The sequence below is a fragment of the Gammaproteobacteria bacterium genome (genome assembly GCA_029880545.1).
Lineage (GTDB): Bacteria > Pseudomonadota > Gammaproteobacteria > Acidiferrobacterales > SZUA-150 > JAOUOD01.
In genome coordinates, this window is record JAOUOD010000004.1 from 82,699 (window position 1) to 105,516 (window position 22,818).

22 protein-coding genes are annotated in these 22,818 nt (G+C 55.3%); 12 read left to right on the plus strand and 10 right to left on the minus strand.

Translation table 11 applies throughout. The features are described 5' to 3' along the window. The first annotated feature begins 57 nt into the window (after positions 1-57). The 9 genes from rpoZ (at position 58) to OEZ10_05785 (ending at position 9,735) form a co-directional block, all read left to right on the plus strand. A complete protein-coding gene (rpoZ, locus tag OEZ10_05745) occupies positions 58-369 on the plus strand; it encodes a DNA-directed RNA polymerase subunit omega (GenBank protein MDH5632483.1) in 312 nt (103 codons plus the stop codon). Beyond that, positions 344-2,506 (plus strand): bifunctional (p)ppGpp synthetase/guanosine-3',5'-bis(diphosphate) 3'-pyrophosphohydrolase, encoded by a 2,163-nt coding sequence (locus OEZ10_05750; protein ID MDH5632484.1) that lies wholly within the window; start codon positions 344-346, stop codon positions 2,504-2,506. The genes rpoZ and OEZ10_05750 overlap by 26 nt, the downstream gene beginning before the upstream one ends. A gap of 52 nt (positions 2,507-2,558) precedes the next feature. Next, positions 2,559-2,942: a RidA family protein gene (locus tag OEZ10_05755; GenBank protein ID MDH5632485.1), complete on the plus strand. Its 384-nt coding sequence runs from the start codon at positions 2,559-2,561 to the stop codon at positions 2,940-2,942. Between the two features lie 34 nt (positions 2,943-2,976). Next, positions 2,977-5,067, plus strand: a complete 2,091-nt coding sequence (gene recG, locus OEZ10_05760) for an ATP-dependent DNA helicase RecG (protein ID MDH5632486.1) — start codon at positions 2,977-2,979, stop codon at positions 5,065-5,067. Between the two features lie 42 nt (positions 5,068-5,109). Continuing rightward, positions 5,110-5,679, plus strand: a complete 570-nt coding sequence (locus tag OEZ10_05765; GenBank protein MDH5632487.1) for a chorismate lyase — start codon at positions 5,110-5,112, stop codon at positions 5,677-5,679. A gap of 6 nt (positions 5,680-5,685) precedes the next feature. Then, a complete protein-coding gene (gene ubiA, locus OEZ10_05770) occupies positions 5,686-6,540 on the plus strand; it encodes a 4-hydroxybenzoate octaprenyltransferase (protein ID MDH5632488.1) in 855 nt (284 codons plus the stop codon). A gap of 11 nt (positions 6,541-6,551) precedes the next feature. Next, positions 6,552-7,379: a shikimate dehydrogenase gene (aroE, locus tag OEZ10_05775; protein ID MDH5632489.1), complete on the plus strand. Its 828-nt coding sequence runs from the start codon at positions 6,552-6,554 to the stop codon at positions 7,377-7,379. Between the two features lie 220 nt (positions 7,380-7,599). Further along, positions 7,600-8,067, plus strand: coding sequence for a transcriptional repressor LexA (lexA, locus tag OEZ10_05780; protein MDH5632490.1), 468 nt, complete (start codon positions 7,600-7,602; stop codon positions 8,065-8,067). A gap of 330 nt (positions 8,068-8,397) precedes the next feature. Further along, the gene (locus OEZ10_05785) at positions 8,398-9,735 is read left to right on the plus strand and encodes a hypothetical protein (GenBank protein ID MDH5632491.1); all 1,338 of its coding nucleotides are present in this window, start codon (positions 8,398-8,400) and stop codon (positions 9,733-9,735) included. A 187-nt stretch (positions 9,736-9,922) separates the two neighbouring features. Here OEZ10_05785 and OEZ10_05790 read toward each other — a convergent pair whose 3' ends face one another. Together OEZ10_05790 and OEZ10_05795 are read right to left on the minus strand one after the other, a co-directional pair. Next, positions 9,923-10,291 carry a hypothetical protein gene (locus OEZ10_05790; GenBank protein ID MDH5632492.1) on the minus strand — a complete coding sequence of 123 codons (369 nt, stop codon included), beginning with the start codon at positions 10,289-10,291 and terminating at the stop codon, positions 9,923-9,925. Between the two features lie 53 nt (positions 10,292-10,344). Then, positions 10,345-10,698 (minus strand): hypothetical protein, encoded by a 354-nt coding sequence (locus OEZ10_05795; GenBank protein ID MDH5632493.1) that lies wholly within the window; start codon positions 10,696-10,698, stop codon positions 10,345-10,347. Between the two features lie 228 nt (positions 10,699-10,926). Here OEZ10_05795 and OEZ10_05800 point away from each other — a divergent pair, with 228 nt between their 5' ends. Then, entirely contained in the window at positions 10,927-12,546 is a 1,620-nt protein-coding gene (locus tag OEZ10_05800; GenBank protein MDH5632494.1) for a Na/Pi symporter, read from the plus strand. Here OEZ10_05800 and OEZ10_05805 read toward each other — a convergent pair. The 3 genes from OEZ10_05805 to OEZ10_05815 all read right to left on the minus strand — a co-directional run bounded on the left by OEZ10_05805 (position 12,543) and on the right by OEZ10_05815 (position 14,993). After that, positions 12,543-13,094 carry a PH domain-containing protein gene (locus OEZ10_05805; GenBank protein MDH5632495.1) on the minus strand — a complete coding sequence of 184 codons (552 nt, stop codon included), beginning with the start codon at positions 13,092-13,094 and terminating at the stop codon, positions 12,543-12,545. The two genes, OEZ10_05800 and OEZ10_05805, sit on opposite strands and share 4 nt — an antisense overlap. Positions 13,095-13,222: 128 nt before the next feature. Continuing rightward, positions 13,223-14,401: a Na+/H+ antiporter NhaA gene (gene nhaA, locus OEZ10_05810; GenBank protein ID MDH5632496.1), complete on the minus strand. Its 1,179-nt coding sequence runs from the start codon at positions 14,399-14,401 to the stop codon at positions 13,223-13,225. Positions 14,402-14,489: 88 nt separating this feature from the next. After that, complete coding sequence (locus tag OEZ10_05815) at positions 14,490-14,993, minus strand: DUF2452 domain-containing protein (protein ID MDH5632497.1); 504 nt, start codon at positions 14,991-14,993, stop codon at positions 14,490-14,492. 113 nt (positions 14,994-15,106) lie between these two features. Here OEZ10_05815 and OEZ10_05820 point away from each other — a divergent pair, with 113 nt between their 5' ends. Continuing rightward, positions 15,107-15,475 carry a hypothetical protein gene (locus OEZ10_05820; GenBank protein MDH5632498.1) on the plus strand — a complete coding sequence of 123 codons (369 nt, stop codon included), beginning with the start codon at positions 15,107-15,109 and terminating at the stop codon, positions 15,473-15,475. A gap of 12 nt (positions 15,476-15,487) precedes the next feature. Here the strand turns inward: OEZ10_05820 and OEZ10_05825 are convergent, their stop codons facing one another. The 5 genes from OEZ10_05825 to OEZ10_05845 form a co-directional block, all read right to left on the minus strand. After that, positions 15,488-15,937 (minus strand): hypothetical protein, encoded by a 450-nt coding sequence (locus OEZ10_05825; GenBank protein ID MDH5632499.1) that lies wholly within the window; start codon positions 15,935-15,937, stop codon positions 15,488-15,490. 93 nt (positions 15,938-16,030) lie between these two features. After that, positions 16,031-17,347, minus strand: a complete 1,317-nt coding sequence (locus OEZ10_05830; GenBank protein ID MDH5632500.1) for an HDOD domain-containing protein — start codon at positions 17,345-17,347, stop codon at positions 16,031-16,033. A 300-nt stretch (positions 17,348-17,647) separates the two neighbouring features. Beyond that, on the minus strand, positions 17,648-18,172 hold the full coding sequence (locus tag OEZ10_05835; protein ID MDH5632501.1) for a gamma carbonic anhydrase family protein: 525 nt from the start codon (positions 18,170-18,172) through the stop codon (positions 17,648-17,650). A gap of 20 nt (positions 18,173-18,192) precedes the next feature. Continuing rightward, the gene (gene gorA, locus OEZ10_05840) at positions 18,193-19,545 is read right to left on the minus strand and encodes a glutathione-disulfide reductase (GenBank protein ID MDH5632502.1); all 1,353 of its coding nucleotides are present in this window, start codon (positions 19,543-19,545) and stop codon (positions 18,193-18,195) included. Between the two features lie 59 nt (positions 19,546-19,604). After that, complete coding sequence (locus OEZ10_05845) at positions 19,605-20,651, minus strand: serine/threonine protein kinase (protein ID MDH5632503.1); 1,047 nt, start codon at positions 20,649-20,651, stop codon at positions 19,605-19,607. A 105-nt stretch (positions 20,652-20,756) separates the two neighbouring features. Here OEZ10_05845 and OEZ10_05850 point away from each other — a divergent pair, with 105 nt between their 5' ends. Continuing rightward, on the plus strand, positions 20,757-22,799 hold the full coding sequence (locus OEZ10_05850; protein MDH5632504.1) for a M3 family metallopeptidase: 2,043 nt from the start codon (positions 20,757-20,759) through the stop codon (positions 22,797-22,799). Positions 22,800-22,818 lie beyond the last annotated feature (19 nt).

Sequence of the window (22,818 nt, forward strand, 5' to 3'; positions counted from 1 at the left end):
CCGATTTCAGGATTTTCCCGGTCGGGCGCCCGTAAAAGAGATCAAAGAGGATATTTCATGGCACGTGTTACCGTAGAAGATTGCCTGGATCACGTCGATAACCGGTTCGAGCTGGTATTGCTGGCCGCGCGCCGCGCACGTCAACTGGCCAACAATGCCCGGCCAATGGTTGCAGAAGAAAACGACAAACCCACTGTCATTGCCCTGCGCGAAATCGCTGAAGGCCTGATTACCAAGGAAGTGCTGGATGCCCAGGCCCGGGCGGCAATAGTCGCTGAACAAGAAGACGCAGTAACTGATGAAGGCGCGGCTGAAACTGAAACCGCGCTGACCCCGGCAGCCGGTGAAGAAGGTAACGCCGAAGCCTGATTCCACAGAAGCCGAAAATGGTGAGCGCAGGCTGCTGGTCAGCGACCTGTGCGAACTGCTCGGCACCTACCTGGACAAGGACCAGGTAGCGGATGTTTACCGTGCCTACCTGTTTGGCGCCGAGGCCCATGAAGGCCAGCTCCGGCGCAGCGGCGAACCCTACATTTACCATCCCCTGGAAGTTGCGCGCATTCTTGCGGCCATGCGCCTGGATGCCCAGAGTATTATTGCCGCTATTCTGCATGACGTAATAGAAGATACGCCAACGGCCAAGGAACAGCTGGCCAGGGAATTCGGCGAGGAAGTAGCCGAGCTTGTTGATGGTGTCAGCAAGATCAGCCAGATCGAATTTGCCTCCAAGGAAGAAGAACAGGCGGAAAACTTCCGCAAGATGCTGCTGGCGATGACCCGGGATATTCGCGTTATCCTGATCAAGCTGGCCGATCGTATGCACAACATGCGCACCCTGGGTGCGTTGCGTCGTGAAAAGCAGCAACGCATCGCCCGCGAAACGCTTGAAATCTACGCACCCATTGCCAATCGCCTTGGCGTTCGCCAATGGGCCTATGAGCTGGAAGAACATGGTTTCCGGCTGTTACATCCCGGGCGCTATGACGTGCTCGATTCGGCAATGAAGAAGCGCCACGGAAACCGCAAGGCGGTGGTCGACAAGATTCGCAGTACTATTCTTGCGCGGCTGGAAGAGGAAAAAATCAATGGCTCGGTAACCGGGCGCGAAAAACACCTCTACAGTATTTACCGCAAGATGCGCGACAAGCATTTGTCCTTTGACCAGATTTACGATGTCTATGCCTTTCGCATTACCGTCGACAGCGTTGATATCTGTTACCGGGTGCTTGGCGTGATTCATAACCTGTTCAAGCCCATACCCGGGCGGTTCAAGGATTATATTGCCATTCCCAAGGCCAACGGTTACCAGTCATTGCATACCATTGTTTTTGGCCCCTTTGGCCTGATGGCGGAAGTACAGATTCGCACGCTTGACATGCATCGTGTTGCCGATGTTGGCGTTGCTGCGCACTGGCTGTACAAGTCCGGTGACAGCAAGCCGGTGATGCATAACCATGCATTGCAATGGCTCAAGGACCTGCTGGACATGCAGCAGGAAGGTGGCAACCCGGGAGAGTTCCTGGAACACCTGAAAGTCGACCTGTTTCCCGACGAGGTTTACGTGTTCACGCCTAACGGCGAGATCAAGAAACTGCCGCGTGGCGCCACTTGCGTGGACTTTGCCTACGATGTGCACAGTGATGTCGGCAATCATTGCATTGGCGCCAAGGTTAATCATCAGCTGGTGCCGCTGCGCACGCCATTGCGTAACGGTGATCATGTGGAGATTGTCACCTCCGAATGGGGCCGACCCAGTCCGACCTGGCTGAACTATGTTGCTACCGGTCGTGCCCGCGCCCATATTCGCAGTTACCTCAAGTCGCAACAGTTCGGTGAATCGGTATCACTGGGTGAGCGGCTGCTGGACAAGGCGCTCAGCGACAACGGATTTGATCTGCATGATGTTGAGCTGGCCCGGCGTGAAACCCTGCTCAAGGAATTGTCGCTGAAAACCTGGGATGAGCTGCTGGCGGAGATTGGCCTTGGCAAGCGCGTTGCCGCTATTGTCGCACAGCAGTTAATACCCGCCGGCCAGGATGGTGAGCCCGGCGAACATATTCATGCGAAGATGCTTATCAGTGGCACCGAAGGCCTGATGGTGAATTATGCCCGTTGCTGTCGACCGATTCCCGGTGACAACATCGCAGGCTTTCTTTCTTCCGGCCGCGGCATCGTTGTACATACCGATGATTGTCCGAATATCTCCGAGTTCCGCAAACAGCCGGATCGCTGGATCGATGTGCAATGGGAGCCGGGCATTGAGGGTGTGTTCACGGTCGGCTTGCGTGTCGATGCACGTAACCAGCGCGGCTCATTGGCATCTATTGCCGCTGCTATATCGGATGCCGATGCCAATATTGACGCGGTCAACTTCGAAGAGCGTGAAGGTCAGGACACAACATTGAGTTTTGTTATCGAAGTACGTCATCGTCAGCACCTGGCCAATGTCATGCGCCAGGTGCGTACTCTTGAAAATGTTGTCCGGGTCCGGCGCATCAAGAGCTGACCGTTATCAAGTAACCCGAAACCTACATTCAGAAGCACAGCCGGGAGGCCCAGTGAGTCGAGAAATTATCAGTACCAGCAAGGCACCGCAGGCAATCGGTACCTATTCCCAGGCCGTCAAGGTTGGCAAGACGGTATACCTGTCCGGACAGATCCCGCTGGACCCGGTGACCATGGAACTGGTTGGCGGCGACATGCGCGCGCAGATTAGGCGTGTATTCGATAATCTTGCCGCCGTTGCCGAGGCGGCCGGTGGCTCACTTGCCGACATTGCCAAGCTGAACATCTTTCTTGCAGACCTGTCCCATTTCCCGCTGGTCAACGAAGTGATGGCGCAGTATTTCGCCGAGCCATACCCGGCGCGTGCCGCTGTCGGCGTGGCTGCCTTGCCCAAGGCCGCGCAAGTGGAAATGGACGCCATCATGGAGTTGGGCTGATCAGCTTGTTTGGTCATCGCAGCAAGGCGCGACGTTGAGCAAGGAACCCATTGAACGCTTGCCCGTGACCATGCTCAAGGGCGTGGGCACAAAAGTCGCGGAGAAGCTTGAGCGCCTGGGCATCGTTACGATCCAGGACATGTTGCTGCACTTCCCGTACCGCTACCAGGATCGCACGCATATCCAGGCCATAGGCTCATTGACGCCGGGACAGGAAAGCCAGGTAACCGGTGTTGTTGAACTGGCCGATGTCAGCTTCCGCGGCAAGCGTAACCTGCTGGTGCGCATCAGCGATAACACCGGCTTTTTAACCCTGCGCTTTTTTCATTTTTCCAGGGCGCAACAGGATCGGCTGCAACACGGCGCACGCCTGTTTGTATTTGGTGAGGCGCGTGCCGGTCGTGACGGCCTGGAAATGATTCACCCGGAATACGAACTGCTGGCTTATGGCGAAGATGCCGAGGCCGATGAAAAACTCACACCGGTATACAATACCACCGAGGGCCTGCATCGCCTGAGCGTGCGCAAGTATGCGCGCCAGGCACTGGCGTCGTTTGGCGAGCGTATCGAGGAACTGTTACCGGCCGAATTCTTGCCTGACAGCAACTGGCCATCCCTGGCCGATGCCGTGCGCAATTTGCACGAACCTGATCCAGCCGTGGATATCACCCGGCTGGAAAGTGGTCGTCATCCCTGGCAACGACGCATGGCTTTCGAGGAATTGCTGGCCTGGCAACTGAGCTTCCGGCAACAGCGTTCGCTACGACGCCAGGCCAGTTCCGTCGCCATCACGTCAGGGGAGACGCTTTATAAAGCATTGCTGGCGTCCTTGCCGTTTTCACCCACCGCGGCACAGCAACGGGTAATGCAGGAAATTACCGAAGACCTGGCGCAGCCGGTACCCATGCAGCGACTGGTGCAGGGTGACGTCGGCTCCGGCAAAACCCTGGTCGCTGTTGCCGCGGCCTGCATGGTGGTGGAAGCCGGTTACCAGGTAGCGGTCATGGCACCGACTGAATTGCTGGCCGACCAGCATTGGCGCAACTTTCATCAATGGCTTGAACCCCTGGGTATCCGGGTACAGCTGCTTACCGGCAAGCTGGCCGCGGCACCACGACGCGATGCGCTCGCCGCTATTGCCGAAGGTGAAGCCAGGGTGGTTATTGGCACCCATGCCTTGTTCCAGGAAGATGTGCATTACCATCAGCTGGGCATGGTGGTTGTGGATGAACAGCATCGTTTTGGTGTTGATCAGCGCCTGGCCTTGCTGCGCAAGTCGGCCAATGGCCGGGGTGAACGCATTGCCGCACCGCACCAACTGGTCATGACGGCAACACCGATCCCGCGAACACTGGCGCAGACGGTTTACGCCGATCTTGATGTATCGGTTATTGATGAGTTGCCACCCGGGCGCACGCCGGTGACCACGGTTGTTATTCCCGATAACCGACGCGGTGACGTAGTGCAGCGGGTCAGGTCTGCCTGTCTTGGCGGTCGCCAGGCTTACTGGGTATGCCCACTCATTGAGGAATCGGAAGCCCTGCAACTGCAAACGGCAACTGACATGGCCGAGGATCTGCGCCAGGCCTTGCCGGAGTTGCGCGTTGGCCTGATTCATGGTCGACTGCGGCCGTCAGAAAAAGAAGCCGCCATGCTGGCGTTCAAGGCCGGCGAGTTGCAGTTGCTGGTGGCCACCACCGTGATTGAGGTGGGCGTGGACGTAGCCAATGCCACGACCATGATTATCGAGCATGCCGAGCGACTGGGCTTGTCGCAGCTGCACCAGCTGCGTGGTCGTGTTGGCCGGGGTGCGGCGGAAAGCAGTTGCGTGTTACTTTACCAGTCACCGTTGTCACAGCTGGCGCGTGAACGACTGGCGGTATTGCGCGATACCAATGATGGCTTCGAGGTGGCCCGGCGCGACCTGGAGTTGCGCGGTCCCGGTGAATTGCTGGGTACACGCCAAACCGGCTTGCCGCGGTTCCGGGTCGCGGATCTGGGCCGGGACCAGGACCTGTTGCCGGCAGTGCAGCAAAGCGCGCAGACGCTGGAGGCCGACCAGCCTTTGGCCGAAGCCCTGGTACAACGCTGGCTCGGTGCGCGTCGTCACCTCGGTGATGTATGAGTATGAATAACAAGACAAATGGCATCAGGAGATGCGGCGAATATGAAGTTTAATGACAAGGCGATTCGTGAGCCGGTGTGGATGCCGCGCAAGCGTCTTCGCAATACGGCGATGCCACGCGCATACTGGAAATGCCTGCTGGACACCGCGTCATTGACACAGCGTATTATCAGCAATTGCCCGGATGTGTTTTCAGTTGCTGTAATTGATCAGCGATGGGGTCGCCCGATGCGCAACGAAGCCTTGCGCCTGGGAGTGCCGATTGATCGTCATGCGTTAATCCGTCAAGTGTACCTCAAGTGTGGTTCAACGCCGTGGGTGTATGCGCGCACGGTTATTCCCGGCAGCACCTTGACCGGTCCGGAACAAAAACTGGCGCACCTGCGCTCGCGTTCACTGGGCGCGGTTCTGTTTTCCGATCCCACCATGGTGCGTGATGAAATGGAAATCTGTCGCCTGACCGAACGTGAACGCATGTTTGCCCGCGCCACTGCGCCGCTCTCAAAAACGCCGCACGAGATCTGGGGCAGACGCTCGGTGTTCCGTTTGCATAACAAGCCGCTGCTGGTGTGCGAAGTGTTCCTGCCCACTGTCGGTATCTGCATCCCCTGAGCGGTAATGCACAGTCTGCGCGAATATTATTATCTCGTCCGACTGGATCGTCCCATTGGTATCCTGCTGTTGTTATGGCCCACCTTGTGGGGCTTGTGGGTGGCGGCTGAAGGCAAGCCGGACCCGCTGGTCATGTTTGTCTTTGTTGCCGGCGTCGTGCTCATGCGGTCCGCCGGGTGCGCCGTCAATGACTTTGCCGATCGCCATGTCGACCCGCACGTGGAGCGCACGCAAAACCGGCCACTGGCTGCCGGCCGCATAACCGAAAAGGAAGCGCTGGCAGTATTTATAGTGTTAAGCCTGCTGGCGTTTGTGCTGGTACTGTTAATGAACCGGCTCACCATCATCATGTCCTTTGCCGGTGCCTTGCTGGCGTTCAGCTACCCGTTCATGAAACGCTTTACCCACATGCCGCAGGTATACCTGGGCGTGGCCTTTGGCTGGGGCATTCCCATGGTGTTTGCCGCGCAAACCGGCAGCGTGCCACCGGTGGCCTGGGCCATGTTCATGGCCAATGTGTTCTGGGCCGTGGCTTATGATACCGCCTATGCCATGGTGGATCGCGAAGATGATCTCAGGATCGGCGTGCGCTCCACTGCCATCCTGTTCGGTCGTTATGATCGCCTGATGATTGGCATCAATCACGCCTTGTGCCTGCTGTTGCTGGCATGGGTTGGCTTCTATTTGCAACTGGGCGCGGTGTACTTCATCAGCCTTGCCGTGGCTGCCGGTATTGCCGGTTACGAACAATGGTTAATGCGTCATCGTGAACGTGGCGCCTGCTTCAAGGCATTTCTGAACAATCATTACTTTGGCATGGTCATTTTCGCCGGGCTGGTCGTGCACTACTTGCAGAATTAACCGAGGCGCTTATGTCAGATCGATACGCGGTCATGGGTCATCCCGTCAGCCATTCACGCTCACCGTTTATTCATGGTCAGTTTGCCGCGCAAACCGGCCAGGACATCGACTACACGGCTATAGATGTCGAGCCAGGCAGTTTTGTCGACGCGGTAAAACAGTTCCAGGCGCAAGGCGGCAAGGGCCTGAACGTCACCGTGCCTTACAAGCAGGAAGCCTGGCAGCTCGTTGATACACGCAGCCATCGCGCCGAACTGGCAGGCGCCGTCAATACCATTCGCATGAATGATGACGGTAGCCTTTATGGCGACAACACCGACGGCATTGGCCTGTTGCGTGATCTCACCCTGAACCTGGACATGACGCTGCATCAAAAACGTATCCTGGTACTGGGTGCCGGCGGTGCCGTGCGCGGTGTGCTGGTGCCGTTGCTGGAGCAAGGCCCGAAACAACTTACTATCGCCAACCGCACCGTGGAAAAAGCCGTGGAGCTGGCCAAGGTGTTTGGCAGCATCGCGCCGGTAGAGCCGGCCGGGTTTGAGCAACTGGCCGGGCAGTCTTTCGATATCATTATTAATGGCACGGCCGCCAGCCTGGGCGGTGAGCTGCCGCCGGTTCCCGACAGCGCCTATGAAAACTGCGAACTGGTCTACGACATGATGTACGCCAGGGAACCAACGCCGTTCATGGCCCATGCGAGCAAGCACGGTGTCGGCGCGGTGGATGGTCTCGGCATGCTGGTGGAGCAGGCGGCAGAATCGTTTTATGTCTGGCGCGGCGTGATGCCGGATACCGCGCCCGTGATTGCGGCCGTGCGCCGGGCGTTGTCGGGCGCATAATACCGTTCCTGGTTTGCCCGGGCAGGTCGATCGGGTAGCGCAGTTGACACAAAAACCCCCGCAACAAGTCACAACACATTCCTCGCCAGAGCTGTCTTGTGGCCTTGTCTCGCCAGAATCGCCCCGGAGGCGTCCGGATAGGCGTGAGGCGGGGCGGTCTTGGTGTTGATTTCTTTTTACGTAATCGTTACTCTCATAAAAAACTTAAAGAAAAAGATCAATGAGTAACGTTAACTACTTGATTCCAAAGAAAAAGCACCCGACGTTCATTCCAGGTCTGGAACCTGTGGGCGTTATGCCTGCCGCCATGGTCGAAGTGCCACTGCTGGGCTATGTCACCGCCGGCCTGCCGGTGGACCTGAACGAAGACCGGGAGACGGTTTCCATCCCCGCCAACATGATGCGCAAGAACACCTATGCGCTGAAAGTACGCGGTGACTCCATGATCGAGGAACAGATTCGCGACGGCGATGTCATTATCGTGCAAAAGCGCGAAACCGCCGCCAATGGTGAATCGGTTGTCGCCATGATTAACGGCGAACAGGTTACCCTGAAAAAATTCTACGTCGAGGCTGACGGCATCCGCCTGCAGCCCGCCAACAGTGACATGGAACCCATCTACCTGCGCAACGAAGAAGTGCAAATCCTCGGTATCGTCACCGGAATCTTGCGTATGAGCGATAACTAGCCCTCAATACTACAACGCTCAAGCAACTACTTGCCGTCCACGATTTATCCGGGCGGCTTTTCTTTTTTTGCCGTCGAAATGACCGGATTTCTGTGTATGAAACCCGGTTATCTATTAGATCGCCCGGTAGACCCGACCCCTTGATCAGCTTGATAACTTCAATCATGAATCTTTTGATCACCACGGATTAAAACGTAAAACCTTCCAAGTTCTATTTATATCTACCAAGAGGTCGCGTCTTTTTTACAGGTCTATATTTTAGTGGTGGAAATTATATATATATTTAGCGTATCCTGAATCCTGTTCATTGAGATAGGCAGGAGGTTACGAATGTTATACGAAAGTATGAGATTGAATCTGGTAATAGTGCTTGCAGTCGTGTTGTCAGGCTGTCCGGGACCGAGTGATACTGCCGCTCCCGGGGCGGCACCCGGGTCGCTTGATGCGGGTTTCGGCGGAGGTAGTGGCATCGCTACGGCTGGCCCGTTGCTGCATGATAATTACGGGCATGACCTGGCCATCAGGCCGGATGGTGAAATCATACTTGCCGGTTATTCCAGGCAGGTTTCTACGGGACTCGCTAATTTTTCCTGGGTGTGTATCCCCGAAGATGGTACTTATATATCGGGTTGTATAGACGGTTACCAGGCAGATTTCAACGGTATTGATGATATCGCTTATGGCGTTGCACTGCAGGCTGACGGGAAGGTTGTGCTGGCAGGACAACAATTCAAATCTGCTACGACATCTGAATTCGGATCAGTCAGGTTTACGACAGGCATTCCACCAGTACTTGATACTAGTTACAGTGTAGACGGTAAAACAACTGACTCTATTTCGTTTGGCAACGGAGCCGGACGCGATGTGGCGGTCTTGCCCGACGGCAAGATCCTTGTTGCTGGCTGGTCAGTGACCGATGTCGCCGCGCACATGCGTGTACTGCGATATAACAGTAATGGCACCCTGGATACGACTTTTGGTGATGCCGATTCATTAAACCCGGGTAAACGCAAAGGGTATGCCACGTTCGGTCCAGCAGGAAGTTACGCGCACGCAATGGCAATCCAGGATGACGGAAAAATTGTAGTTGCCGGGTACTATTACGCTGTCTGGAACAATACGACGACCAAGGATATGATCGTATCGCGGCTTAATATTGACGGTACCCCGGATACCACGTTTGGACTTTCCGGAAACCATACAATCGCCTTTACCGCTTATGACGCCGAAGCCAACGCCGTGGCGATTGACTCACTCGGACGTATCATTGTTGTCGGCCAATACAACAAAGCCGGTGGTTGTTGTGTGTCAGTTTATCGGGTTGACAGCAGTGGCGGGTTTGCTCAGTTCCTCGATCTTGACGAGGGCGATTTGTTCACATTCGGAAATGCCGTAGCCGTTACTGCAGATGACAATATTATTGTGGTTGGAAACAGTATGTACGGGACCGCATCGCACGCGTTTATTATGCGAATTAATGGTAACGGTACCGGCGCTATGATCCTTGATACGACTTTTGGAACCGGTGGTGTATCAGTGCACCCGACAGCTGGCACGACAGGTAACGCGGTTGCTATTCAATCAGACGACAAGTTGCTTATGGGTGGCAGCAGTGATTGGTCTGGGACTGGCGGCAGGGTATTTATGGTAACCCGGTTTAATCCTTGAAAAGGAAATTTGGTAATATTCAAAATAAAGGTGCGGAGGGATTATATTCAAATCCCTCCGCGCTTATTTAAACAAAAGTCCGGACGGCTCTAAAGCTGGTCGCTGTAGTGTGACTCTGAAGCCAAATGGAACCAATTGGCTTGACCAGATACAAATGGCGAAGCATTGATTTGTTTTTTCTTCTTAACTATTTCCACCAATATTCCTTGTTGTGTAAGTAGTCATAATTTTTCCAGCCGTATGGAAGATACTTATCGTTGATTATTTCCAATCCTGGCCCCTCTCCTTCTCTCACTAAAGAACTAAAATCTCCAGTATATGGTAGCTTGGTATGCAATCCTGCTGCATGGAATGAAAACACAACCTTTCGGGAAAGATCGCGTCCATTCCGGCGCCATTCGCCAACAAATATGTCGTTCCATTCCCTGTAATCCCCTGACTCTGCCCAAAATATCTTCACCCCGGTGTCAGTAATTCGGAACAGTGCGGCGAAGATACCTGAAAATACTCCATCACCGTCTTTATCGCCTGGTTCGGCAAGAGCCATGTCAAACATGGCTATAAAAACATCCTCGTTGAAATACTGAATTTTTGGTCGTCGTATTCCGGTCAGAACGGCGTGCCCGGAAAGTGCTCGAATATTTTCCCCAGCCTGCTTTTGCCTGTTATCTGATAGCGTTGTTCCGATTCTCTTTTGGCCTGAATATAAAAATCTATGCGCCGGTATCGTGGGCCGAAGACGCCTTCATAGCTGGACATTGGGTCTTGTTCTGCTGCGTCTCGGTTTGATATCAGCCTGGAAAAGTCATGCGATGCGAAATGCGAGATATTCTTTGATTCAAATTCAGAAACGTCGTGTAAAACGGAGCGCCAGTTCTCGATGTCACTGGCGTGAGAAACAGGCGAGACAAAAGAAAATGCAATTATTGATACGAATATCACCCGGAATAAAGCTGCACACATGGCATATCTCCATGATCAAAATTTACTCTTGAAAATAATTCCCGAAAATCCATGATCTTGCCCGGATGTCCAAATGCCATAACGACGACAGATCTGCAGGTCGGCCGGTGAATTGTTCAGTCATTCCCGGAGTCCCTGGTGTGATTCGGCCTCCATGATTTAGGCTGAATTAAATATCTACGCCATGTTACTCTTTTCCTTGGGCTACCTGTAGCAAGGACTCCCCCGATGCCGGATTCCCCGGTCAACATGGCTGCCGTGATCATCCAGACCCTGGGCGGGCTGGGCCTGTTTCTGCTGGGCATGGTGATACTCACCGACAGCCTGCGTTCACTCACTGGCGATGTCATGCGCCGTATGTTGCTGCGTTTTACCCATACTCCCTTAACCGGCGCCATGACCGGTACGGTGATGACGGCGATCCTGCAATCCTCCAGTGCAACGACGGTTGCGGCGGTGGGCCTGGTGGGCGCCGGGTCCATGGGCTTTGCCGAAGCATTGGGCATCGTCTTTGGTGCCAATATCGGCACGACCATGACCGGTTGGCTGGTGGTATTGCTGGGCTTCAAGTTGCAGGTTGGCGTTGTGCTGCTGCCCTTGATCCTGGTGGGTGTGTTGTTCCGCCTGTTTGCCCGTGGTCGGGCGTCAGTTATTGGCATGGCCATTGCCGGTTTTGGCGTGATCTTTGTCGGTATCTACGTGATGCAACAGGGTGCCGCGCCCCTGCAGCAATGGCTGACGCCGGAGAGTTTTCCCGCGGACAGCGTGCGTAGTCGTCTTGGCCTGTTCCTGGCGGGCATGTTGTTCAGCGCTATCACCCAGTCTTCCAGTGCCGGTGTCGCCTTGTCACTGACGGCATTGCATGCCGGCGCCATCAGCTTCCCGCAGGCCGCGGCGCTGGTAGTGGGCATGGATGTGGGTACAACCGTAACAACTGCGCTGGCCACCATCGGCACCACGGTGAATGCGCGTCGTACCGGTTTGTCCCATGTCATCTATAACTGCTTTACCGGCACCGGCGCCTTGTTGCTGATATCACCGTATATGCTGTTGTGGCATGCCGTGGCGCCCGGGCAACTGGACAGCCATGCCGAGATTGCCTTGATAACATTTCACACAAGTTTTAATACGCTCGGTGTAATCATCGTGTTGCCACTCACCCGGCAGTTTGCTGCCCTGGTGGAGCGCATGATTCCCCACACTGCACCGGTTTATACCCGTGGCCTTGATCGCAAGTTGTTACAGGATGCGCCATCGGCACTGAATGCCGCCGCCGCAGCGTTGCGCGCGGAGTCGTTGGCGTTAATGCGTCACCTGGTGTTTGTCCTGGGTGACAACAGTCGTGGCAGCTTTGGTAACCTGGTCGAACTGAAAAACGAGTTATTGAAAACCGCGGCCTTTGTTGATGCCATTGAACTGCATGATGCTGACAGCCAGCGACATGCGCAACTGGTCAGCCTGTTTCATGCCATGGACCATGCCCAGCGTTTGCATGATCGGTGTTTTGAAGGCGGCAGCCGCCTCGACACGGCGGCACGTATGCTGGAACTTGAGCAGGATCGGGATACCATTATCCTTGATCTGTTGGCGATTATTGATGACGTGGAGTCAGAAAATCACCTGGTTGCAGCCGAGCGCGGCGTGGCGCTGGCCGCGACCATCGGTGGCCGGGCCGGCGAGTTGCGCAACCAGGTCATGACCAGTGTTGCGCGTAATGCGATCAGCGTTGATGAGGGCACGCGCCGGCTGGAAGCAATTCGGTCCGTGGATCGTATCTGTGAGCACGCCGCCCGTTTAGCCCATCATCTTTCTATGGCCACGACTACGCCGGCTATCGGCCAGGGCTAATTGTCACGGTTTAGCTGGTGCTCAATCCTGTGAAGCGTGTCACGAATATCGGTCAACAGTCCGGCATCAATATTTTGTGTAGTCGCAGTTGAGCCACTGTTATCTGCTGCTAGCTCAATCTGGTCCAATATTTGTTGCCGGAATTCCTTTACATCGATGATGCCGGCGATGGAAATCAGCGGGCTGCCAAACGCATAGGGCGAACTGGAACCGGTACTGCCGGCTGTTTCGATGGACATGGCATGTATATCAAACAGGCGCATAATCGGGCCCTGCAATAAACCGAGATCCGTGATCTTCTCAAGCGGAATGGTTTTCTCGGTCTTGACCAGGATGCCTTTTTTAACGACCAGGGAATGCTGTGTCAGCGTACAACTCATGTGCGACAGGTATAACCTTGTCAGTTTGAATGCCAGCGGGATGATGAAAGGTAACAGCAAGATGCCCACGCCGGTAATGCCAACCCCGAATACCCAGAGCAATGTCCAGTAGCTACATACCCTGGGGTTAAAATCCGCCTGCTTTATTGTCCTGCTTGTGGTTGCCATGAGTTGTTATTCTTGTTTTCCTGAGCCGGGATCGGTTGCCTGGGCAAGTATATTGAACGTCCAGACCCGGCTCAACCTGGGTATGAGTTAATTTATAACGCTACGCCCGGGCCGCACTGTGCGGCCTGCTAGTGCGGCTGTCGTGCCGCGCTAATGCGCAATACCAGGTAGCCCAGCACACCGGATAGTATTGAGCCAACCAGGATGCCAAGCCTGTCATCGACAGCGAAGTCAGGGCCGCCCTGTTCAAATGCCAGGGAGCTGATAAACAGGCTCATGGTAAAGCCGATGCCGCACAGCAGTGACACACCGTAAACATGCAGCCAGCCTGCATCCTTGGGCAACTTGGCAAAACCCAGTTGCACCGCCAGCCAGGTGAACCCGAATACGCCCAGCTGGTTACCGAGAAACAGGCCGGCGGCAATGCCCAGTGGCACAGTATGAGTCAAAGACTCGATACCAAGACCATCAAGAGATATGCCGGTATTGGCAAAAGCAAACAGCGGCAGGATGCCAAAGGCCACGGCCGGATGCAGATCATGTTCCAGCTTTTCCAGTTGAGTCGTGGTCGATCCCGGTTCATGTCTGAACGGGATAAAGAACGCCGCCAGTACACCGGCCAGGGTTGCGTGCACGCCCGACTTCAACACGGCAATCCACAACACCACGGTAACGAGAATGTACGGTGTGATGTTCAGTACGCCACGTCGATTGAGTACGAACAGCGACGACAATGCCAGTGCCGCGACAACAAGCGATGTGACTGACAAGTCGGCTGTATAAAACAACGCGATGATAACAATAGCGCCAAGGTCATCGACTATGGCCAGGGTCATGAGGAAAATTTTCAGTGATGCCGGTACCCGGTCACCGAGCAAGGCAAGCACGCCAAGAGCAAAGGCGATGTCAGTTGCCGACGGGATCGCCCAGCCCTTCATGGCAACGGCGTCACCCCAATTGACAAACGAATAAATGGCAGCCGGGACTGCCATGCCACCGATAGCGGCAATAACCGGCAAGACCACGCGTGCCGGGTCAGACAGTTCGCCGGCAAGAAACTCGCGCTTTATCTCGAGCCCGATCAGGAAGAAAAATACCGCCATCAGGCCGTCATTGATCCAGAGCAACAAAGGCTTGGCGATTTGAAATGCGCCTATCCGTACTTCTACGGGTGTACCAAGCAGTGCATCATAAAATGGCTTGGCGACGGAATTTTCAACCACCATTGCGACAACGGCAGCAATCAGCAACAGGATGCCGCTTGCAGCTTCGTATCGTAGAAATTCCTTAATGGCAGTAACGGGCATAAGTGAATGGTTACTCGACGAGATTGAATCAACAGCAAGCCTAGCCCAAATTCAGCGTCGCGTCAGCCCACGGCAGAAACGGTTATTGTCAGCGCTCCGGATCGAAACTTGCGGCGAGCAATCGATTGACCAACTCACGGCTGTTATCGGATTCACCAAGCTTGTCCAGCGGTGTCCATGACATGTCGGCTTCCAGGCGGAAACTGCCGAGATAATCATGGGGTGGTGTACCGTTCCAGTCTTCGGGCGACAGCAAGGAAAAGTAGCGTTTGCCATCGGGTTTCCGGTACAGGTGACACATTTGCCCGGGTTTGCGTGGAAAGTTGCATTGCACCCGGTGCAGGTCCTGTTCCTGCTTGACGTCTTCCAGCACCTTGCGTGCCTCGTTTTGTAAAACTCGGATCTGGTCGGCAATAATGCGCAACTTGGCGTTGGCCTTGGCGTGAGTCAGTTGATCGGCATCCTGAATTTGCCTTGCCAGGTCCACCAGCTCGACGGCCGCGCCGAGACGACTGACCGGGTACGGGGCGCTGTGACCAGCGCCCTTGTGAATTTCCGGTGTATTGTTGCCCTTGCTCTTGTTACTGGTCATTGTCCCTGAAGTGCGCCCGAATGTTATGCTGGTCAAGCTGGCCTGGTGCTGGCTGGCTATTGTATCCCGGATCAAGACCGGACTTAACCGCAATATGAATAATGGAGGAGCTTATGCGCCAACAGGGGCTGCCTGTAACTGCCATGTTGTTAACGCTGTGCGCGCAGTTCGCGTCGGCGGGAGAAGCGGACGTGGTCAATGCCATTGCCACAAGGCAGGCTGACGGCTGGCAATTTCGGGTCACGCTGAAACATGATGATGCCGGCTGGGATCATTATGCCAACAAGTGGGAAGTGCTCAGCCCTGACGGCAAGGTGCTGGGTACGCGTGTATTGCTGCATCCACACGTGGATGAGCAACCGTTTACGCGTGGTTTGAGTGGCGTGCAGGTGCCGGCTGGTACACGGGAAGTGATTATTCGGGCTTACGATTCGGTGCATGCCGATGGCGGCAAGGAGTTTCGCCTCAAGCTGGTTGAATAAACCGGTCGTGAATCAGAAACCGTTGTTGGCCAGCTCCATGGCAGACTTGATGGCGCCGACCAGGATAATCGCGGTTCCAACAATCGCGCCGACTACGCCGACGACGTTGCCGCCGTACACATAAAGATTGAGAAAATTCCTTTTCGGGCTCAGACCGTGTTCGCCGGTGATGGCCGCTACCGGCCAGGACATGGCCAGGGCGGTGCCCGAAGCCGCCAGTGACCAGACCAGCAAGGTATCGGCAACTTCACCCATGTATATGACCGGGCGTACCGCGGCCATGGATAACATGAAGATACCCATGGCGCCGGGCAGGGCAACAGCATTGCGCCAGGCAGTAATCGTGTGGTGGTTCTGTTGTGTGACTACGGCGCGCCACAGGCCTATTGCGGACAGGGCCGCAGCTACCAGGACGATGGATGCGAACAGGATGAGGAGTTTGGCGCAAACAGCGGAGCTCATGAACGGATTCCCGGGTTGTCAGTTGATTACCAGTCAAGCCGCAACGGTAGCTTTATTTTTGGAACAAGACAATCGCCGGGTCAAGTGACCGCCTCAGGGGGCAAGCATGTTTACCATACCGTCGAGGTGTTCAGCGGCGTCGAGAATATCCTCTAGGTTGAGCTGCAGGTTTATTTCGTCAATTTCGTAGCGGGCAAGTATTGATGCTGGCAGCACGTCGGTAATTTCTTCGCCAATATCGCGGGTCGCCAGGAATCGGTTAGCCAGCAGGGTGATATGACAATACAATGCGTCATCGCCATTATAGTCTTCGTTATGGTGGTAGCACGCGGTATTGAAAATGGCCGAATCCAGTTTCCATTGTTGCAGCAACAGTAGTCCAGCCTGCGTATGGTTGATTTGCAGCGCCTCGGATTCTATCTCGGTCAATGGTCGTTCAGGGTGTTGCTGAAACTCTTCGGCGATACCTGCCATATCCGTCGGGTACAGGTGATACAGTAACGCACGCCCGATATTGTGTAACAGGCCGGCGAGGTAAGCGCGACCCTGTTTGGCGCCGTACTTCCTGGGAAGGCTGCGGGCAATTTCCTGGCTCAGTGCCGCGCAGTAAACCGCGTGACGGGTGAATTCCTTGCGTTGTTGCCGTGGCATCATCAGCTTGCCAAGCATGCTCAGCCCGAGTGCAATGCTGTAAACCATGTCCTGGCCAAGCACGATAGTAATGGCCTTGTGGACGGAATCAATTTCACCCTGAAAACCGAAAAACGGTGAGCTCGCGTAGCGAAGAATTTGCCCTGTCAGTGCCGGGTCAGCTTCGATAACGCTGACCAGCTCATCGATTCGTGCATGCGGGTGGTTCATGAAACGCAATATGCGTGTTGCCGATTCCGGCATCATTGGTAACTCAAGCCTGGTCAGCTTGAGATAAAGATCTGGCTGGTCATTGACTCGAGCATCCAGTATCGGCGCAGCTTCCTTGTCCGACGCAAACGACAGTCGTTGTGCTTTTCCAAGGCTTTGAGCGAAATCTGCCCGCGCCATTTCGATAATGGTTTCCGTGTTGCCCGCCGGAAATGTTACTGATGCAAAGGAGCTGATGGAATCATCGACTAGCGCGTTGATGCCATAGGCGCCCGCCATTGCCGGCAGGTTGCGCGGATCACAGTCGTCAAACAACTTCCGTACCCGGGCTTCACTGGCGTCGTGCCAGTTCCTGCCAGTCAGGGTGGACAGTACAGTTATATCGAAATGCAGTGATGCTGGAAAAACCACCAGCGCGCAGTCGTTGTCGTCGCACAGGAGCCTGGCAACGATCAGGTTTGCAGGTGGCAATTCCCCGGGTTTGGCGGCGCGATATGACAGTTGTTGCTGGACCAGGTATTTGTTCAGACGATTGGCTATCTTGCTCATTATTTATAGTAATCCTGATTTAAGTCGTCATACAAAAATGCACACCGGCACGCACCATCGGCTCTCTGTTTCAGTCCAGTATCTGATGACTGGTCCTTTATGCCGGGGGATTTATGGCAGCGCGGTACCGCCGCTCCTGTCACCGAAGATAGTAGCCGCCTTTATTGAATACATCAATAATAATGTACTCTGGGCGCCTACCGTCAGTTTGTGAAACTGTAAGTGATATCGGGTGTTTTTGAGGAATCTTGAGACAATTCGGGAGGTGGCTGGCCGATAACTAATTAATTTTTTAATGTATTAGGCCAGGTAGTCATCTTTCAATTTTCTGTAATGATTCGCGGAATAAGTGAACCACTTGATTTCATCTTCAGTCAGTTCGCGAACCTTTTTGGCCGGCCTGCCCAGCCATAAATAGCCACCGTGCAGTTCCTTGCCTTCAGTGACAAGTGACCCGGCACCCAGTAACACGTGCTTGTGGATAACGGCGCCATCAAGAATGGTTGAGCCAATGCCTATCAGGCATTCATCGCCAATGCTGCAACCGTGGACGGTCACGTTGTGCCCGATGGTGACGTCGTTGCCAATGCTGACCGCGTGACCTTCGGGCAAGGAGCTGAACCTGTGGGTAACGTGTACAACGCTGCCGTCCTGGATATTGGTGCGCGCGCCAACCCTGATACTGTTGACGTCGCCGCGCAGCACCGCCATCGGCCAGATGGAGCAGTCATCACCAAGCACTACGTCACCGATGACGCAGGCCTGTTCATCCACGTAGACGCGGCTGCCCAGCGCGGGTGAAATATCCTTGTACTTTCGAATCATGATGACCCCCGATAAATATTCTAGCGCATGGTGACCAGTTCTTCAGCCGCGGTCGGGTGGATGGCAACAGTATTATCAAAGTCACGTTTGCGCGCGCCCATTTTCACGGCGACAGCAAAACCCTGGATGATTTCGTCGGCGGCGGTTCCGATGATGTGGACGCCGACAATTTTTTCATCATCACCGACAGTGACCAGCTTCATGACTGTCGGCGACTTGCGCTCCATGACTGCGTGGTACATGTTGGTAAAACGCGACTGGTATACCTTGACCATGCTTTCGCCGTATTGCGCACCGGCTTCTTCTTCGCTCAAGCCGACTGTGCCAATGGGCGGGTGACTGAAAACAACGCTGGCGATGTTGCTGTAATCCAGTTTGCTGTCAGTGCGATTGTCGAACAGGCGATCAGCCAGGCGTCGGCCGGCGGCAATGGCAACCGGCGTCAGTGCCATTTGACCGGTCACGTCACCGACAGCGTAGACGCCTTCAACATTGGTTTGCTGGAATTCATCGGTGGGAATAAATCCGCGTTTGTCCACGGCGATACCGGCATGATCGAGCCCGAGTGTTTCGGTCTTGGGTTTGCGGCCGGTGGCCCAGATGACACAATCAAAATCACCCCAGTGATCACCGGTCTTGGCATGAATGCTGACATGACCCTTGTCATTCTTTTCCAGGCGATCCATATCGACGCAGGTGAGTATGTTAATACCCGTTGCCAGCATTTCTTCCATCAGGGTTTCGCGCAAGCTGACGTCAAAATTTTTCAGGAACATTTCACCGCGTAGCAGCAGCGTGACTTTCGAGCCCAGTGCGTGCAACACACCGGCCAGTTCCACGGCAATATAACCGCCACCAATGACCAGCACGTTCGACGGTTGTTGCTCCAGCTCGAAAAATCCGTCACTGGTAATGCCCAGCTCGGCGCCCGGCAGGTCGGGTACCATGGGCGTGCCGCCGACAGCGATGAGAATATGACTGCCGGTATATTCCTGTTCGCCAACAACTACGGTTTTCTTGTCCTTGAAGCTCGCCCAGCCGTTGATGCGGGTGATCTTGCTGGCGTCGAGGTTGCGATCATAGATGCCGTTAAGTCGCTTGATGTAGGCGTCGCGACTGTTTTTCAGTTTCGCCCAGTCAAAACCGTTGTTGCTGATATCAAAACCGTAGGCCGGCGCATCAGCCACGGCCTCGGCCATGTGCGCGGCATTCCACATGACTTTTTTCGGTACGCAGCCGACGTTGACGCAGGTGCCGCCAATGGCGCCGCCTTCAATAAGTGCCACGCGGGCGCCGTAGGAGGCGGCACGACGGGCTGACGCGATGCCACCACTGCCACCGCCAATTACCAGGAAATCAAAATGTTCTGCCATAGCCTTCACCAGAAAATACGACGACAGTTGTGTCGCCCGGTTGTATCAATATATCAATCTTACCACGCGTCGAAATTGTAACTGCCCTGCAATTGCAGCGGTGGTTGTTGCAGCTTGGCCAGCTGTTCCTGCAGGGTCTGAATCTGTTCTTCCCAGTAGCGCGGCGTATCAAACCAGGGAAAGTTGTGAGGGAACGCCGGGTCGTGCCAGCGGCGCGCAAGCCAGGCGCTGTAGTGCAGCAGTCGCAGGCTACGCAGGGCTTCGATGAGCCCGATCTCGTTGCGATCAAAGGCGCGAAAAGTTTCGTAGCCTTCCAGCAACTGTTCCAGCTGTTCGGCCATGTCGGTTTCACTGCCCTCGAGCAACATCCACAGGTCCTGGATGGCCGGACCGGTGAGTGTATCGTCCAGGTCCACCAGGTAAACATTGCCTTCCCAGCTCAGCACGTTGCTCAGGTGAAAGTCACCGTGCAGGCGTATCAATGACTGCGGGCGATGACGCTGGAACAATATGTCGCAATGTTCGATGACCAGTTTGCTGATTTGCTCGTAGGAAGTGCGCAGGTAGTCGGGAACAAACGGGTTATCCAGCAGGAACCGGACCGAGTCGCGACCGTAGTTATCTATGCCCAGTGCCAGTCGGTGCCTGAACCTGGCGCTGGCGCCAATGTTATGCAGGCGGCCAAGATAGCGGCCCAGGCGAACCCGGTCATCACGGGAATTCAGCTCGGGTCGGCGCCCCGGCGCCCACGGAAATACGGCAAACCGGAACTCGCCGTTTGCAACCTGGTGGCGCAGCAGGGTCTGGCCATCGACAATGGTCGGCGCGACAACAGGCACTTCGTGGCCGGCCAGCTCGAGGGCAAAGGCATGCTCCTCGAGAATGGTGGCATCGCTCCAGCGCCCGGGCCGGTAAAACTTGACCGCTACCGGCGCCTGGTCTTCGATATCCACACGGTATACACGATTTTCATAACTGTTCAGCGGCTGCAACGCGCCGGTGCAGCGCACCGACAATGCCACTTCAACACTGTCGAGAATGACATCCGGGGTCAGCGCATCGTAGGGATGGCCGGATAAATCGTGGTCTCGGGAATCTGTGCTCATACCGGCAGATCATACGCATGTTTGGCCTGATGCGCCCGTTATGCGTAAACTTGATTGATTGAATCCGACTCACACCGACGCATAACAATAACAGGGTTTACCAGTATGAATGACACCAGCAATCCGCTAATGAATCACTATAACCTGCCGCCGTTTGCGGCGATTCGCCCGGAGCATGTGGAGCCGGCACTGGACCAGGTATTAATGGAGAATCGCGCTGCCATTACCGGCCTTGTCGCCGATGACGCGGCCACGGGCTGGGACCGGTTTGTCGCCATTATGGAAAGCCTGGATGAGCGCCTGCACCGGGTATGGTCACCGGTTTCGCACCTGAACTCGGTGATGGACAGCGAAGCCTTGCGCGACGTCTACGAACGCTGCCTGCCAAAAATCAGCGAGTACGCAACCGAGATCGCGCAAAACCCGAAGCTCTACGAGCGCTACCGCTTGCTTGCTGACAGCGACGAATTTGCGCAGCTGGACGTGGCCCAGCGCCAGCTGGTGAACAATGTCTTGCGCGAATTCCGTCTCAATGGCGCTGAACTGGAAGGCGCAGACAAGGCGCGGTTTGCGGAAATAAAGAAGCGCCTGGCACTTTTGAGCAACCAGTTTTCGCGCAATGTGCTCGATGCCACTCATGGCTGGCACCTGGATATCATCAATGAGGCCGAGCTGGCAGGGCTGCCGGAGTCAGCGCTGGCGCTGGCGCGGCAAACCGCAGAACGGGCCGGGGTTCAGGGTTGGCGCTTTACCCTCGATGCGCCGTCGTATCTTGGCCTGGTGGAATACGCTGATAGCCGGGATTTGCGTGAGCAGGTGTATACCGCCTTCTCAACCCGGGCCAGTGACCAGGGCCCCAATGCCGGGCAGTGGGATAACGCACCTTTAATAGATGAGATCCTGCAGTTACGTCATGAAATGGCCGGGCTGCTGGGATTTGCCAATTACGCTGAATTGTCGCTGGCGCGCAAAATGGCCGATACGGTTTCCGAAGTCAGCGACTTCTTGTATGACCTGTCCGGTCGATCACGCGACGTCGCGCTGAAAGATCGCCAGATGCTTGAACAGTTTGCCCGGCAACAAGGGCTCGATGGGCCGTTGCAGGCCTGGGACATCCCCTATTATGGAGAAAAGCTGCGCCAACAGCAGTACGCGTTGTCGCAGGAACAATTGCGTCCGTACTTCCCGTTGCCCAAGGTGCTTGATGGCATGTTTGATCTCATCGGCCGCCTCTACGGCATGCGCGTTGAGGCGCGCAACGACGTGGAGACCTGGCATGACGATGTCCGGTTCTTCCAGATATATGATGCCGATAATCAAGCTCGCGGCGCGTTCTATCTCGATTGTTATGCACGACCGCACAAGCGCGGTGGTGCCTGGATGGATGACTGCATTACCCGCAAGCGTAGCGGTGACCATGTTCAGCAGCCGGTGGCCTACCTTGTGTGCAATTTTTCACCGCCGGTTGGCAGCCAGCCTTCATTGTTGACGCACGACGAGGTCACCACGCTGTTTCATGAGTTTGGCCACGGCCTGCATCACATGTTGACCCAGGTGGATTATGTCAGTGTTGCCGGCATTAACGGCGTCGAATGGGATGCCGTGGAGCTGCCGTCCCAGTTCATGGAAAACTGGTGCTGGCAGCGCGACGTGGTGGATAGCATCTCCGGTCACTACCAGGCCGGTGACCGCCTGCCGGCGGAGTTGTTTGACAAGTTGTATGCCGCGCGCAATTTCCAGTCGGCCATGCAGTTGGCGCGGCAGCTGGAGTTTTCCATTTTTGATTTGCGCCTGCACGCGGAATACGGCCAATGGCCATCGCCGCAGGCCTTGCTTGATTCGGTAAGGCAGGAGGTCGCCGTGGTCGAGCCGCCTCACTTTAATCGGTTTCAGAATGGCTTTAGTCACATTTTTGGTGGTGGCTACGCGGCGGGGTATTATAGTTACAAGTGGGCCGAAGTATTGTCCGCCGATGCTTTTGGCAAGTTCGAGGAAAACGGCCTGTTTGACCAGGCTACCGGTCGTGCGTTTCTCGAGGAAATTCTCGAGCGCGGCGGTTCGCAACCGGCAATGGAGCTGTTCGTTGCGTTTCGTGGCCGCAAGCCCAGCATTGATGCCTTGTTAAGGCATTCGGGCCTGGCCGCGTAACCGGGACAGCAACGAGGAT